General features: G+C 42.5%; 13 protein-coding genes. All 13 read right to left on the bottom strand.

The genetic code is table 11. The features are described from left to right. Positions 1–23: 23 nt before the first annotated feature. Positions 24–752, bottom strand: coding sequence for a DUF6090 family protein (locus ACFOSV_RS04330; RefSeq protein WP_377903762.1), 729 nt, complete (start codon positions 750–752; stop codon positions 24–26). Beyond that, the gene (locus tag ACFOSV_RS04325) at positions 749–1489 is read right to left on the bottom strand and encodes a DUF6090 family protein (RefSeq protein WP_377903760.1); all 741 of its coding nucleotides are present in this window, start codon (positions 1487–1489) and stop codon (positions 749–751) included. The genes ACFOSV_RS04330 and ACFOSV_RS04325 overlap by 4 nt, the downstream gene beginning before the upstream one ends. A 92-nt stretch (positions 1490–1581) precedes the next feature. After that, the gene (locus ACFOSV_RS04320) at positions 1582–2766 is read right to left on the bottom strand and encodes a serine hydrolase domain-containing protein (protein ID WP_377903758.1); all 1185 of its coding nucleotides are present in this window, start codon (positions 2764–2766) and stop codon (positions 1582–1584) included. 77 nt (positions 2767–2843) lie between these two features. After that, positions 2844–4736, bottom strand: coding sequence for an alkyl sulfatase dimerization domain-containing protein (locus ACFOSV_RS04315; RefSeq protein ID WP_377903756.1), 1893 nt, complete (start codon positions 4734–4736; stop codon positions 2844–2846). A 239-nt stretch (positions 4737–4975) separates the two neighbouring features. Further along, positions 4976–5617, bottom strand: coding sequence for a hypothetical protein (locus tag ACFOSV_RS04310; RefSeq protein WP_377903754.1), 642 nt, complete (start codon positions 5615–5617; stop codon positions 4976–4978). Positions 5618–5647: 30 nt separating this feature from the next. Further along, the gene (locus tag ACFOSV_RS04305) at positions 5648–6442 is read right to left on the bottom strand and encodes an SDR family NAD(P)-dependent oxidoreductase (protein ID WP_377903752.1); all 795 of its coding nucleotides are present in this window, start codon (positions 6440–6442) and stop codon (positions 5648–5650) included. Continuing rightward, complete coding sequence (locus ACFOSV_RS04300) at positions 6432–7079, bottom strand: hypothetical protein (protein WP_377903750.1); 648 nt, start codon at positions 7077–7079, stop codon at positions 6432–6434. Before ACFOSV_RS04300 ends, ACFOSV_RS04305 begins: the two co-directional genes overlap by 11 nt. Positions 7080–7083: 4 nt before the next feature. Next, entirely contained in the window at positions 7084–7839 is a 756-nt protein-coding gene (locus tag ACFOSV_RS04295) for an SDR family NAD(P)-dependent oxidoreductase (protein WP_377903748.1), read from the bottom strand. 15 nt (positions 7840–7854) lie between these two features. Continuing rightward, positions 7855–9573 (bottom strand): IlvD/Edd family dehydratase, encoded by a 1719-nt coding sequence (locus tag ACFOSV_RS04290; RefSeq protein WP_377903746.1) that lies wholly within the window; start codon positions 9571–9573, stop codon positions 7855–7857. Between the two features lie 75 nt (positions 9574–9648). Beyond that, on the bottom strand, positions 9649–10626 hold the full coding sequence (locus tag ACFOSV_RS04285) for a glycosyltransferase family 61 protein (protein ID WP_377903743.1): 978 nt from the start codon (positions 10624–10626) through the stop codon (positions 9649–9651). A gap of 16 nt (positions 10627–10642) precedes the next feature. Continuing rightward, positions 10643–11950 (bottom strand): UDP-N-acetylglucosamine 1-carboxyvinyltransferase, encoded by a 1308-nt coding sequence (gene murA / locus ACFOSV_RS04280; RefSeq protein WP_377903740.1) that lies wholly within the window; start codon positions 11948–11950, stop codon positions 10643–10645. After that, entirely contained in the window at positions 11950–12567 is a 618-nt protein-coding gene (locus tag ACFOSV_RS04275; protein WP_377903738.1) for a DUF4290 domain-containing protein, read from the bottom strand. Before ACFOSV_RS04275 ends, murA begins: the two co-directional genes overlap by 1 nt. A 96-nt stretch (positions 12568–12663) precedes the next feature. Further along, a complete protein-coding gene (locus tag ACFOSV_RS04270; RefSeq protein WP_377903736.1) occupies positions 12664–14931 on the bottom strand; it encodes an ATP-dependent helicase in 2268 nt (755 codons plus the stop codon). Between the last annotated feature and the right edge of the window lie 12 nt (positions 14932–14943).

Below are 14943 nucleotides of genomic sequence, written 5' to 3'. Positions count from 1 at the left end.
TCGCAGCCTTTGTTGTTTTGTCGTTATTCTTTAATCTCCTGATTAATTAGGTTAATAATCTTTTCTAATTCTTGTTTTAAATCACGTTCTTCTTTAAGACCACCTCTTCGTGTTACGATAAAATACAACCAAGTGTAAAGCCTAAATTCCTCATTATCATACCTTTGTTTCGAATTATACGAAATAATTTCACCATTCTTTTTTTCATATCCACCCAGATAGGTCTGGTGCATTAATGTTGGTCTTTCTCTTTGTATAGCATGAGTATCTTCAAAAGCATCAACTGTCAATTCCTTGAATGAGGCTAATAAATATTTGAGTTCCTTGTTAGAAAACAAATTTAAACGCCCTGAATTAATTAAGGAATTAAGAATTCCACTTTGAGGATCGTACGTAGAGTTTGTTTCCATCTTGCCACAAAGTTCCCAAAATGTTTCTACAGGCATTTTATTGAAAGTATCTCTGTCGTCAAAAAGTTTCATCATTTCTTCTGCCGCCTTTAATGATTCTTCATGTTGCGCAATGACTTTTTCTAATGATTTTAGATTTAACTCCATTTCTTGTTTTAAGTCCTTTAGAAGAGCTTGTTCTTCATTAGCTAGCTTTCGGTCTTCATTCCAGCCATTAATGGATACTGCAATGAGTATCCCTATTATCACCAATAAAATTTCCCCAATAGCATATTTGAAGTACTTTCCAGTCTTGTTTTCCATGAGCAGATTTTGACGAATTTTTCTAAAGAATTTTATCATTCTGAAAAATGGGTTTTTAAAATAGCTTTTGTGAGCTCTAAAATGTTTTTGTGTTGAGCTAGGTTTTGAGAGTACATGAGCCTTTTGGCTATATAGACTTCATTAAAGTGAACAATAAATTTCTGATCGTCTCTATGTTCTCTTAAATAATCACCCAAAGGGCCACCTCCAAGAATATGGGTTTTCCCTTTTGCAGGATAATTAGCTTCAAAACTCTGACTTTGCTTTAAGTATATTTCCCAGTGGTTATTAAGACTGTTTTCTGAATTTTGTTGTCGAATATTTAAGTCTGATAAATCTTTAACAAGATCATCACTCAGTAATCCTAACTCTCCTGATTGTACCATCGAATTGTAGGTGATATTATTAAAACCAGAAAACCCAATTCTAATCCGACCTAGAAATTCAGTGTATACAATTTTATCTAAAGTATCTATTGAGGCACTAGCTGGCAACAATCTGTCACGATAGTTATTTAAAGTGGCCATCTCATTTTCTTTAGTTAAAATCCCTTCTTCTAAAGAAACCACATCCGCTCTTAAGTCACTTTCAATTTGAGATAATTTCAAGGTTCTTATTTTATTGATTTTATTCTCTTCATTCCAATTGTTTATTTGCAATGCAATCAAAATTCCAATCACAACAAGCACAATTTCCCCAACAGCATATTTGAAGTACTTTCCAGTCTTGTTTTCCATAAGTAGATTTTGACGAATTTTTCTAAAGAATTTTAGCATTAGTTATTGGATGATCATAATGAAGTACAATGATTAGTATATGAAGCGTAGCAACCTAATGGGAGCTATGATTTCATATACATTGATCAACTTTATTGTAAATTTGATTCAATCACAGCAGTTTTGGTTGCTTTCAAAATATCCTCTGTTTCTGCATCAAAAATATTCCAAGCATTGACTACTGCTATGGTTTTATATTCCGGAAAAACCAACAGATACTGGCCACCAAAACCTCTACCCGCCCAGATTTCAACTTGGTCTTGATCCTCCCTCCACCATTGATAGCCATACCCCTTCTCATGATCGAATTCAACGTGCTTCATGATACTTCTCTTAGCCCAATCTGATGAAATCACCTGTTTTCCATCCCATAGACCCTGATTTAGCATTAGGAAGCCTATTTTGGCTAGGTCTTGGGCTTTTAAGAATAGGCCACCCTCAGTATCGGTATATCCAGTGGGTGTTTTTTTCCAATAATAGTTTTCTATTCCCAGAGGTGTAAATAGATGTTTCTCTGCATATTCGTCAATGTATAATCCAGTTGCTTTTTTGATTATCCCTGACATGAGTTGACTCGCCCCACTATTATAAACCCATTTACTTCCTGGAATAGTGTCCATGGGTTGATTCAATGTAAACTGAATCCAATCTTGACTTGCTTCAAGCTGTCCGGTAGTATTTGTTGAATCTATTGGCCTATCGATTTCATGCCATTCCATCCCTAGTTGCATAGTCAGCAAATTTTCTAAGGTTGCGGTTTTGAAAGATTCTTCAACCATTGATAAGTCATAATCTTCAAAAAAATCAACTACTTTGACGTCTGTATTGCTAATTTTCCCTTCTTTAATTGCAACGCCAATCATAATGGAAGCAATTGATTTGGTAACAGATTGTAGGGTATGAATCTTTTGATTTTGATAATATGGATGCCAATTAGGATGATAGTAATTATAGTCTCCAAAAATTGTTGAATCTTCACAGGTTGCAAATCCACATCCAAGAACACCTGACTTTCCTTTACTTATTTTTTCATAGTCATTTGTAAATGATTGGTCAAAAACCAATTTCCCGTTTTTTATTAGAAGCAGTTGGTCAACATTACCATAAACTCCATTTTCTATCCTATTTAGTAAATCGTCAAAAGGAACTCTATTCAAGCCTTCAGTCTCAAAACTTGACGTTTCCCAAGAGTAAGTAGGATATTGACGCTCCTTATCTTGAGTATTACATGATAACACGAGAAAAAAAAGGATACTGAATAAAGTGGTATTTTTCATTCTTTGTACTTATTGTTGATAACGGTCTAGTATAAAGGGCGTTTTAATGCCCTTTATAAAGTGTTGGCAAACGTTTTTTATCTTGAGGAAAGGTTAATTTCCGACTTACTAAAATCAAAGAAGTCCGCAAAAACATCTAACTGGTCAAGGTCTCCCTCTGCAGAGCCTTGTCCATTATTAATGGCATCTTTTACTCTTCCTTTGCCCAAAACGAAATCATAAACCACACTACTAGGGATATTTAGCACCAAATCAGCATTGTTGGGAATTGTTTCATAAAAGGCAGCAATTCCGTTTCTGACATGGAATCCATAGTTTTCATTACGGTCTGTAATAGTGAATCCGATCTTGAAGTTTGCATCGATGGCTTTTGATGCATTGACCTTTACTCTGAGGTTTTCTAGGATTGTTCCAATACTGAACTGCTGAATAATCACAGGGTTTGCAAAATCAAATGCCCCCGATTTATCTAAAGTACCATCCAGTTCTTTAGCTCCAGATAGTGCAAAGTTTCTATAATATATATTCGCCTGATCATAGCCCCATGCTTGCATTGCTTTGGCTTTTAAATCACGTGCTTCTTTATCATCAGGGTTTGCTCGGACCAAGTGAGTGGTTATTTCCATCGCCCAACCATAATCTTTTGCTTCGATTGCTTGATTAGCAATTTTAAGCACATTATCACGTCCACCCATTGCTGAAGTATACAGCTCAGCTTTTCTTTTAAAAGATGGCGTAGCTAATTCAGTAGCATCTCCTGAATACCAGCCCAAATAACCATTGTACACGTTTCTTACTACGTGTTCAACACTTCCATAAAATTCCTGTAACCATGGATCTTTTTTCAAGTTTTCAGGTAGCTTCACCAATTCCACCAATTCTTCCGGGGTTGCTCCCTGGTTCATGTAGTAGATGGATTGGTCATGAGTAAATTGAATAGCGTCCCTGTAGTTTTGAATACGCTCTACAATAAATTCATTACCTACCCATGAGCGCATGTGAGAATGACTATAGCTTTCACTATTCTTGGCATATTCTAACAAGTTGTCAACCCCTTTATACCATTTTACCAAGTCTCTGTATTTAGTGCCTCTTAGCGTGTAAAGATTAGGAAATGATTCACCCTGAATTGTTTCTGAGCCATGAACATGCTTTAGATCAGGAAAATAAATATCGATTTCATCCTCTGCGTCTCCATAAGCTTCAAATAAAACCATACGGACTCCCGCAACTTCAGCTTCCAATTTGCCTTTTACGATTTCAGTGGGGCTGTAGAATGAAATTTTACCTCCTGCAAATGTGGGGCCCAATCCAGCATGGACTAATCCTTTTTCATTTTGTCCCAAGTAACTTGCACCACCATAAGCTGTGCGCTCTGTTAATATAGCACCAACCACGCTAGCATCATTTGCTAAATACTCCATGAATTGGTGATGAGCAAAGATTTTGACTTCTCCACTATTTACCTGCTCTTGGGTTACACCCATTCCTGCCGCACCGAAAGAGTGGTCAGGATGCCTGTGGGAATAGACAACCGCCTTAACGGGTAGTTGGATATTCGTTTCTTTTCTGAAATCGTTCAGGATTCTTTCTGAAGCTTCATCGCTTTCTCCAGGGTCAACTACAATCAGTCCATCGTCTCCAACTACAATCAAAGTAGAGGTCAGCTGCCAACCCGCCATTAAAAAAGCTCTATCTTTTACAGGTTCGTAAATGGTTTTGGGCATTTGCTTTCCAAAAGAAGTCATTCTAGCATTAATAAAATCACTTTCTTGAGTAATGGCTAAATTGTCAAATCGTGCTCGAATAGGAGCAAGGTTTTTTAGGATTTCCGCATCGGCATACGGTTCCGTTTCTAGGGGAACGTTATGGTCGATTACTTCTTGTTCAAGTAAGCCACTGTCGAAAGATTGCTTTTCATTACATCCTAGAATGGTTGCAAAGGTGACTAGATAAACTAATTTTTTCATCTACTTTTCATTTTATTGTTTTGCCAACACTTGTATATACGCAACTCTGCACGCTTATTGCGTCTATATGAGCAATATCTACAGGCCTTTGGTGTTCTTGCTCTCTAAATTAAAAAATTCGTCCAAGTGCTCAATTGATTTTCACTTTTTCTACAAAAAATCAAGGCAGATCAGTGACTTGGATGGGGCACAAAAAAAGCCAAAGCGAATAGCTTTGGCTTTCTGTTTTTTAGTTTCTTCTAGTTGACCGAAAGATCTGAAATCCAGATAAATCGATTTCCATTCGCCCCCATATGATCTTGTGCAAAAGTCAAAGGACCCACTTTTGTTTCATTTTCCCAGGTCCAAGTAGCTCCTTGCTCACCATTTCCTCTTCGGAAGGTCCACTCTAAGATCTTGTTGTTTTCATCTAGATATAGATCATAAGCATCACCAGGAGTATAACCATCCTCGGAATTGTAAATAATGGTCAGTTTGGTGGAAGTTGTACCCTTCAGAGGAGAGGCTGCACCTTCTTCTACTTCAAAAGTATAGCCCGCATCCCAAGCAAGCTGGTAAGGCATCATCGCCCAGTATTTATCATTGATAAAGGCGCGATCCGCTGGAGGAAGGGAGTCTGAAAGGAGGCTATATTGATAAGCTGTGTCAGCATCAGAATAGTCCACCGTTTGATCCTTCATATTCCAGATGTAAGATCGGGAAAGTACGTTTACAGAGTCTCGCTGCACATTCCAAGTGAATGCAAGCGTATTGACTTGATCCATTTGATCAAAGCCGTAAGCCTTGGCCACTTTCATGGGTAGCGTATCGGGAGTAGTTGCTTCAGGCTGGCAGGCAAGCAATATGCCTGACATCAGGAGAGTAAAGAGAATTCTTTTCATAGGAGTGGTTTTTTGACAAAGTTAACAGGCTCAGCTGTTTGATTGTTCTTTGAGCCAATTTTTATATTTGCGGTACTCTACCCAAAGGACAATTCGTCTGATGAATCTGAAAAATCGATTGAGGATAAGCACGCCAAGAAAAAGCTTGGAGGGGTAGATCTTTTTTTTGCCTTTGGCAGCGCCTCTAAGCATTTCACTCGCTACCCACTCGGCAGTTTGTTGTGGCCAAGCCTTGGGTATATTTTTTCCTGCGTGGTTAAAAAAGTCGGTTTTCGTGGCAATGGGAAAGACTAGCGTGAGCCATTTCCCTGTTTTTTCAGCCCAAAGGGTTTGAGCCCATTGGAGCAAGGCAGACTTGGTAGCGGCATACAAACTGTATCCAGGAAGTGTCCAATACGACATGGCGGATGCGGTGATCACATGGCGAAAAGGGTGAGGGGGAAATGCCTCCTTGAGCCCTAGGCCCAGTTGGATAGGACTGTGTACGTTGAGCTGGAAAAGCCTATCCATTTCTTCCCAATTCTGTCTCTCAGTCGGGCCAAATTCCGCGATTCCTGCATTTGCAAAGCAGAAGTCCACATGCGTCCAGTGATTTTTGACATAGGTTATAATCGTGGCATGTGTTCCTTTCTGACTAAGGTCTATTTCTAAAGTGTGGGTCACCTGAGGAAATTCATTTGCCAAGTCTTTTAAATCTTCCTTTCTGTAATCTATTGCCAAAATGTTGGCGCGCGACTCAGAGACTTGCTTGACCAATTCTCGCCCAATGCCTGAACAGGCGCCAGTGATGATTACATTGGCTTCGGTAAACCCTTTATAGATCATGGCTGGGTTTTGGGAAGGTGATGTAAAAAGGATCAACTTTTACAGCCAAGAGCGGCTTGATTTGATCTATGCCGGGGAAATAGTCTGGGTTGCAGGTCTTGATTTTTACTTTGGCAAGCTTGCCCCATCCTTTTCCGGAGGGCTTGGTGAAAAAGTCTTGACCCTCCCACCTTTGGTACAAATCGATAGGCAAAAGTGCAGTACTAACTGGGAAAGGAATTCCGCCGGATTCGATTTGGCAGTCGAAGACCACTTGGTCATGGGAGCTCATTTTGATTTTTTCAACTCCATTTTCTTTCTGCCAAGAAAAAGGAAGTGTATCCTTGGGGATGCCCCAGTTTGCACGCCCATTGAAGGTGCTGGCATAGGAGGATACATAGATTTTGCTAATGCTTTGCTTTCCCGATGGGTCAAATTTACCTGGGATGAAAAGTAGCTCTTGATAGGGTCCAACAGGCGATTCAGTATAGTTCACTAGCATCAAATAACCCAATCCGCCCTTGAATTTTCCGCTTAAGTAGTCCGGGAGCTGTCCTTGTTTTTCTACCCAATCCCTCGAAAGTTTGTAGATCAAGATAATGCCAGTTCCTTTCAAGGTCCAAGGAGCAGCCACTGGTATGAAATTCTCTTTTAGCATAAAATTAGGAATAGGGAGATGGGCTGACACTGGTCCATCCTCCGTCTATGATCAGCGTTTGACCGGTAATGTGTCTGGCTTCTTCGGAAACCAAAAAAGCCGCTGCATTTGCGATGTCCTCAATGCTCGCGGGTCTGCCCAAGGGAGTGATGTTGGACCAAGTTCCCTCATAATCTGGATCGAGTGAAGTTCTCGTGGTTAAAGTCGCTCCGGGAGCTACGGTATTCACTCGGATTCCAAAGGGTGATAATTCGAGGACGAGGTTTTTTGACAGCATTTCTAAGGCAGCTTTACTCATGGCATAAGCAGCGAGGTTTTCATGGCTGGCATGGGCGGTGACGGAAGAGGTGAAAAGTATGGCTCCACCACCGGTTTGATTTTTCATGATATTTGCGGCAGCCTGACAAAGGAAAAAGGAGCCCTCCTGATTTACCCGAGTGACCTCCCGGAAATCTTCTCGTGAATAGTCCAAAAAACCGCCGAATAGGGTAATCCCGGCATTTGCGACGACAATATCCAAGCTTCCGAATCTTGAAGTAGCCGATTTTACCAGTTTATCAATGACGGATGGGTCACTGGAATCACCTGGGACAGCTTGTACCTGCGTCCCAAATTTATTCGCAATAGATTTTGCCGCTTTTTCAACCAAACCAGCTTCGATATCGTTGATCACCAAGTTGATGCCTAGGCTCGCAAGCTTTTCAGCAATTGCCAGCCCTATGCCTTGGCCAGCTCCGGTGATAATGGCAGATTTTTTCATCCCAAATTCATTGATTTAATGTGAATCTCGCTTCACTTCCGAGCCGGAGCTTCCCTGTAAGAAATCAAAATCCACTCCTTCATGAGCTTGATTCACCTTGTCCAAGAATAAATTCACATAACCTCTTTCGTAGGGGAGTTTGGTGGGAACAAATGCCGCTTTGCGCTTTTCCATTTCCTCATCCGAAATGAGCAGATTTAGCGTTCGATTCGGTACATCTAGCTCAATCATGTCTCCATTTTGTACAAAGGCCAGCGGACCACCGATAGCAGATTCGGGAGACACATGCAATACCACCGTACCATATCCTGTTCCACTCATTCGACCATCCGAAATCCGAACCAAGTCCTTGATCCCCTTTTCCAGAAGTTTGGCAGGCAATCCCATATTCCCAACTTCAGGCATTCCTGGGTAGCCTTTTGGTCCCACATTTTTCATGACCATGACTGTATTTTCGTCAATGTCTAGATTGGGATCGTCGATTTGAGCTTTGTACTCATCAATATTTTCGAAAACCAAAGCCCGCCCTGTGTGCTTGAGCAAATGCGGACTGGCTGCAGAAGGTTTGATCACTGCTCCATTGGGGCAGAGATTCCCTTTCAGGACTGCGATACCGGAGTCAGGCTTGATTGGAATTTCTAGTGTGCCTATCAGATTTCTATCGTAGCATTCGGCTTCGGATATATTTTCAGCTATGGATTTTCCAGTGATGGTAAGGGCATCCGTATGGATTTTTGAAGCGATTTCCTTCATTACAGCTGGTAGTCCTCCTGCGTAAAAAAGATCTTCAACCCAGTGCTCTCCAGAAGGCTGAACGTTTGCAATCAGAGGAATAAGAGAAGAAAACTTATCAAAGTCCGACAAGTCAATATCCACCCCAATTCGCTTTGCAATGGCTGTCAAATGCAGGATAAAATTGGTAGAGCCACCCAAAGCAGCATTGACCATAATTGCGTTTTCGAAGGCTTTTCTGGTAAGAATTTTAGACATTTTCAAGTCTTCCTTCACCATCTCCACGATTCGGATTCCTGCCATATGAGCCAAAACTTTCCTTCTCGAGTCGGCAGCAGGGATGGTAGCATTATCTGGTAAGGCGAGCCCAAGTGCTTCCACCATGGCGGCCATGGTGCTGGCTGTTCCCATAGGCGCACAGTGCCCCACAGATCTGGACATAGCGGCTTCTGCTTTGATAAAATCCTCCTGAGAAAGCTTTCCTGTCTTAAAATCCTCCGCAAATCGCCAAACGTCAGAGGTTCCGATCTTTTTTCCCTTAAATCGTCCGACTAGCATGGGGCCGCCGGATATGACTAAGGTAGGGAGGTCTACCGAGGCTGCACCCATTACGAGCGATGGAGTGGTTTTGTCACAACCGCACATCAAGACTACTCCGTCCATGGGATTGGCTCTGATGCTTTCTTCCACATCCATGCTAGCCAGATTTCTAAAGAGCATGGCAGTAGGCTTGATGGAGCATTCGCCCAGCGACATGACAGGGAATTCCAAAGGAAAGCCTCCTGCTTCCCAAATACCTCGCTTGAGAGCAGCAGCTAGGTCGCGAAAATGCGCATTGCAAGGGGTAAGCTCGGACCAGGTATTGCAGATTCCGATGACAGGTTTATCCCCCTCAAAAAGGTGGTGGGGGAAGCCCTGGTTTTTCATCCAAGAACGATAGATAAATCCATCTTTTCCTTTACGGCCGTACCATTCTTGGCTACGAAGTTTTTTTTCAGACATAGGTTTTGGGTTTGATCGAGCGAGAATTTACCAAAAAATTCCGCACACACCTAGCCTGAATAGGGAATTGCTTGATTAGTCTTCGAAAGTCTTGAGAACTTCCTCTAGCGCTTCGAGATCTACTGTGAAATCAGTGACTATAGTGTTCTTTGAATCACCCTCATTGAGGGTATAATAGTACGGGAGTTCGAGTGCCGATGCAAGGTTGAAGTAGCATTGGGTAATGCTATCCTGTTTGTTTCGAAGCTCTATGACACTCGCGTGATCTGGTAAAAAAAGCATGTTAGTAAGTGCTGCCCCATGAAGTCCAGCTAGCACTTTGGTCTCCGACATGAGCTCTAGCTGCTTTTTGAAAGTCAATTTCTCTGCGTAGATCACCTCAAAGCCATATTTTCTGACGAGCATTTCCACGTCATTGACATTGTGTGATTTTCGCTTTGGAGCAAATTTCCGACTGATGTAAATCTTGCGATTCGCTTCTCCTTTTGGCTTTGGCCTTAGCTTTTCACGGGTCAAGCGTGTGAGCGGCACATTGAAATTGGGAAAAGAAGCCGTGCGTGAAGTAAGCACGAGGTTTTTCACCAAGACATTTTCGTTGCTTTTGTAATAGATAGGCTCCACACCAATGATCTTCAGGGATTGGGTGACAAAGGGCAAATGCTTAAAAGAATCCATTAATAAGATTCGATTGGTTTGACCTTGCTTGAGTCCTTCCCAGATCCTTGGAAGGCAATCAGTCATCCAATGGAAATAATTGGCGCTCCACTCATCCTTGATCCATATGGCCGAATCAACTTTTCGCCACTTCTTGATGGAACAATGAGCAATTCTTTTGGCAATGGGAAGTGTGCTCAGACCACTGGTATGCGTGTATTCTGTAAAGAATTTAAAGTCTTTAGTGGAAAAAACAGTGTCCTGAAAGATGGCTGCATTCTCTAGAATTTGCAAGGGCAAAACATAGAAGGTAGCCTCAAGCGAATTTGAAAATAGCTCCTCATCTCCTTTTTTAAGGTTTACTGGAAGGCTTCTTTTGACAACAATTTCTTGAACCACTGAAGAATAATTATCCCTATGAAATCCGCTCGATATCAGCGCCTAGTTGTCTGAGTCGCTCATCAATGTGCTGATAGCCTCGATCAATCTGCTCGATATTATCGATCACCGAAGTGCCTTCTGCAGAAAGTGCAGCTATAAGTAGCGAAACGCCTGCTCTAATATCTGGGGAAGTCATGCGAATGCCTCGAAGAGCGGTTTTACGGTCCAGTCCGATAACTGTGGCGCGGTGTGGATCGCACAGGATGATTTGAGCACCCATGTCGATGAGTTTGTCTACAAAGAAAAGTCTGGATTCAAACATCTTTTGATGGACAAGCACAGTTCCTTTTGCTTGGGTAGCAGTCACTAAAACAATGCTAAGCAAATCAGGTGTAAATCCTGGCCAGATGGCATCCGCCACAGTCAGGATTGATCCATCGATAAAAGTCTCAATTTCGTAGTGCTTTTGGGCTGGAATAAAGATGTCATCCCCTCTAAATTCCATTTTGATGCCCATTCGCTTGAAGGTGTCAGGGATGATACCAAGTCTGTGAATTTGGGCATCTTTGATCGTGATCTCGGACTGAGTCATGGCTGCAAGGCCAATGAATGAGCCGATTTCGATCATATCCGGAAGCATGGTGTGTTCTGTTCCCCCAAGACTTTTCACTCCTTCAATATGTAGCAGGTTAGACCCAACGCCAGTAATTTTTGCGCCCATTCGGTTGAGCATATCGCAAAGCTGCTGTAGATAGGGTTCGCAAGCGGCATTGTAGATGGTGGTTTTGCCTTCGGCCATACATGCAGCCATCACGATATTCGCTGTGCCAGTTACCGAGGCTTCATCGAGGAGCATGTAGGCTCCTTTGAGGTTTTTGCCATCGATATGAAAAATCTCACGCTTGGAATCGTAATTGAATTTTGCGCCTAGCTTTTGGAAACCTACAAAGTGGGTGTCCATTCTGCGTCGGCCGATTTTATCTCCTCCTGGCTTGGATAGCTTGCCTGTACCAAATCTCGCCAAAAGCGGTCCTAAAATCATCACCGAACCACGGAGTGAGGACGCTTTGATTAGAAACTCTTCGGTGTCGAGGTAGGCAAGGTTGATTTCATCTGCCTGAAAGGAATAGGATTCGGGCCCAAGTTTGGTGACTTTCACCCCCATGTCTCCGAGGAGATCGATGAGCTTGACCACATCCACGATATTGGGGATCTTGTGGATGGTCATTTTTTCCGGAGTCAATAGGACGCCGCAAAGAATTTGTAATGCTTCATTTTTTGCACCCTGAGGGGTGATTTCACCTTTCAGTTTGTTTCCCCCTTTGACCCGAAATGATCCCATTAATTTCTTCGTTTTTTGTGATTGTTATTTCTTCTCTTTGGATTTGAGCGACGGTTTTTATTGTTGGTTCGCTCTGGTGCCTGAACTTTGAAGTCCCTTCTTGTATTTGATTCGAAAAGACCTTCCTCCTTTACCTTGTCTAGGTCGATGTGAAGCTTTCCCTTCGATAGGGTTTTGATATCATCAAGGATGATGGCATCGTCGAAATTGTCTCTGTTCCAGGTGGAATGGAAACTTCGCATTAGCTGTCCAATATAAATAATAGCAGCCTCCTGCTCATCGTCATCTTCCATTTCTACGGCCAGTTCGATTAGCTTTTCGATGTTTCTTCCGTAATGCTTGAATCGAATTTCACCTTTTGGATAGCCGATGGGTTGTGGTTTTTTACCCAAGAGTTCTTTTTCTGGAACAGGAAAAGGTGCATCTACTTCCAGTTTGAAGTCGGACATGATAAAAAGATCATCCCAAAGCTTCTGGTCATTTTCTTGTCGCCATTGCGGATTCAGTTGCTTGATGATTTCAATGACTGTGTAGGCACTCTGCGTGCGTTTTCCACGATCTTCAATGCTCACTAGGTGATCCACCAAGCCTTGAATGTTTTTCCCGTATTCTTTCAAAATGTGTGTGTTTATTCCGTTTGTTTAGCTCTGGCCAAGTTTTGGGTTATGTTGCTCTTTGATAAAAAAAAAATACCAGTAAGAGCTTTGGAGTGATTAATCTATAATCCTGAGCTTTGCAAAGCTAAGTAATAAAGTTTTCTCACCAAAATGCTCAAAATTGATCGTCGCTTTTCTATTCAAACCCTCAACTTCAATCTTTCTTACCTTGCCAAAGCCAAATTTAGGATGTTCAACCAATTGCTCGGCGCGAAGATTATTTGTATTCGAAGGTTTGAAGTCAGGGCTAGGGGTATGGATTTTGAGCTGAGTGGGTCTTCTGCTCTCAGGTTTTCTTTTGATTCCCACAAATCCAGATCGTCCTTCTGATCCTGCCGGACCATCCTTTCTAAAGGCACCTGGCATTTCTCTGCTAGAAGCCCGCTTATTCACCTTCAGACATCGTGGGTCCACTTCTTCTAGAAATCGGCTGGGCTCACAATTCAGTAAGCGCCCATAGCGATAGCGAGTCACGGCATAGGAAAAGTACAACTTATCCATGGCACGAGTGGTGGCCACGTAGAAAAGGCGACGCTCTTCCTCAAGGTCTTCTCGGCTTTGCATCATCATCTGAGATGGGAAAAGATCCTCTTCCATTCCCACTACAAAAACCTGCTTGAATTCCAATCCCTTAGAGGAGTGAATTGTCATCACTGTGATGGAGTCGGTTTGATCTTTGTCCTGGTCATTATCTGTGAGCAAAGCGATTTCTTGTAGGAAAGCTCCTAGACTCTTATCTGGATTTTCTTCATTGTCCACGTATTCTTTGATGGCATTGAGGAGCTCCTGCACGTTTTCGTATCGATTGAGGCCTTCTATTGTTTTATCCTCGTAGAGTTCTTTGAGTAAGCCACTTTGCTTGGCAATGCTATTCGCAGTTTCGTAGGCGTCTTTTCTTTCGGCTTCGATTTGAAAGGCCTGGATCGTGGTGGCAAAATCCGCTACCGAATTTGCAGCTCTACCGGTCAAGAAGCTGCGGGCATTCTTTACCACTTCCCACAGCTCAATATCATGTTCGTAAGCTGCCACGAGCATTTTTTCTACAGAGCTATCACCGATCCCTCTTTTGGGGTAGTTGATGATTCGTTTGAAAGCTTCCTCGTCCATTGGATTCACGGTGAATCGCAAATAGGCCATCAGATCCTTGATTTCTTTTCTTTGGTAAAAGGAAAGTCCTCCGACGATCTTATAGTTGAGGTTCATTTTCCTGAGCGCCTCTTCTATCGCTCGGGATTGAGAGTTGGTTCGGTAGAGAATAGCAAAGTCGCTATTGTTGAGTTTTTTATTGTTCTTTTCTTCAAAAATGGTGTTGGCTACCACGCGTCCCTCTTCATTATCCGAGGAAGTTTTGATGAGTTCGATTTGGTCACCGTCAGGATTAGAGGTCCAAACGGTCTTTTTCAATTGAGCTTTATTCTTATCGATGATGGAGTTGGCTGCTTCCACGATCATTTTGGTGGAGCGATAGTTTTGCTCGAGTTTCACTACAAAGAGGTCTGGATAGTCCTTTTCGAAGTTGAGGATATTTTGGATATCCGCTCCGCGGAAAGCGTAGATACTCTGCGCATCATCACCGACGACGCAGATGTTTTGATGTACGGCCGCTAGTTTTTTGGTGATGAGATATTGGGAGAGGTTTGTATCCTGAAACTCATCCACCATAATGTATCGAAAGCGCTGCTGGTATTTATTCAACACATCAAGATGATCCCGGAAAAGCACATTGGTATTGAAGAGCAAGTCGTCAAAATCCATCGCTCCAGACTTGAAGAGTCGCTTTTGGTAGCGCTCGTAGACTTCACCCATTCTTGGCTTCATGGCCGCTTCGTCATCCGCTTTCAAATAAGGGTCGTTTTGATAGGCTTCCCATGAAATCAGCCGGTTTTTGGCACCTGAGATTCGGGAAAGTACCGTCGAAGGCTTGTAGATTTTATCATCCAGCTTCATTTCTTTGACCACAGACTTGATCAGCGACTTCGAGTCCTGGGTGTCATAGATGGTGAAGTTTGAGGGATAGCCCAGTCGGTCGCTTTCCACCCGGAGGATTTTGGCAAAGGTGGAGTGAAAGGTGCCCATCCAAGTATTTCTTGCTTCGAGTCCAGCGACTTTTTCGATTCGCTGCTTCATTTCGAAGGCGGCCTTATTGGTAAAAGTGAGCGAAAGAATCTGAAATGGGTCTACTCCTTTGGCGTAGATTAGATGTGCAATCCGGTAAGTTAACACCCGTGTTTTGCCAGAACCTGCACCGGCGATGATCATCACTGGTCCTTCGGTGTGTTCTACGGCGGCACGCTGTTCCGGATTGAGTTGGTCTAGGTAATTCATACTTCTTCGCTA

This window comes from Algoriphagus namhaensis (genome assembly GCF_042649705.1).
GTDB classification, from domain to species: Bacteria; Bacteroidota; Bacteroidia; order Cytophagales; family Cyclobacteriaceae; genus Algoriphagus; species Algoriphagus namhaensis.
The sequence above is the reverse complement of the archived record's forward strand: the minus strand, read 5'-3'. Positions and strand labels throughout refer to the sequence as shown.

Excerpts from the sequence above, each read along its gene's own strand:
- ACFOSV_RS04300 (WP_377903750.1), bottom strand. The coding sequence starts at position 7,079 with ATGCTAAAAGAGAATTTCATACCAGTGGCTGCTCCTTGGACCTTGAAA.
- ACFOSV_RS04290 (WP_377903746.1), bottom strand. The coding sequence starts at position 9,573 with ATGTCTGAAAAAAAACTTCGTAGCCAAGAATGGTACGGCCGTAAAGGA.
- murA (WP_377903740.1), bottom strand. The coding sequence starts at position 11,950 with ATGGGATCATTTCGGGTCAAAGGGGGAAACAAACTGAAAGGTGAAATC.
- ACFOSV_RS04315 (WP_377903756.1), bottom strand. The coding sequence starts at position 4,736 with ATGAAAAAATTAGTTTATCTAGTCACCTTTGCAACCATTCTAGGATGT.
- ACFOSV_RS04325 (WP_377903760.1), bottom strand. The coding sequence starts at position 1,489 with ATGCTAAAATTCTTTAGAAAAATTCGTCAAAATCTACTTATGGAAAAC.
- ACFOSV_RS04305 (WP_377903752.1), bottom strand. The coding sequence starts at position 6,442 with ATGATCTATAAAGGGTTTACCGAAGCCAATGTAATCATCACTGGCGCC.
- ACFOSV_RS04320 (WP_377903758.1), bottom strand. The coding sequence starts at position 2,766 with ATGAAAAATACCACTTTATTCAGTATCCTTTTTTTTCTCGTGTTATCA.
- ACFOSV_RS04310 (WP_377903754.1), bottom strand. The coding sequence starts at position 5,617 with ATGAAAAGAATTCTCTTTACTCTCCTGATGTCAGGCATATTGCTTGCC.
- ACFOSV_RS04270 (WP_377903736.1), bottom strand. The coding sequence starts at position 14,931 with ATGAATTACCTAGACCAACTCAATCCGGAACAGCGTGCCGCCGTAGAA.
- ACFOSV_RS04295 (WP_377903748.1), bottom strand. The coding sequence starts at position 7,839 with ATGAAAAAATCTGCCATTATCACCGGAGCTGGCCAAGGCATAGGGCTG.
- ACFOSV_RS04330 (WP_377903762.1), bottom strand. The coding sequence starts at position 752 with ATGATAAAATTCTTTAGAAAAATTCGTCAAAATCTGCTCATGGAAAAC.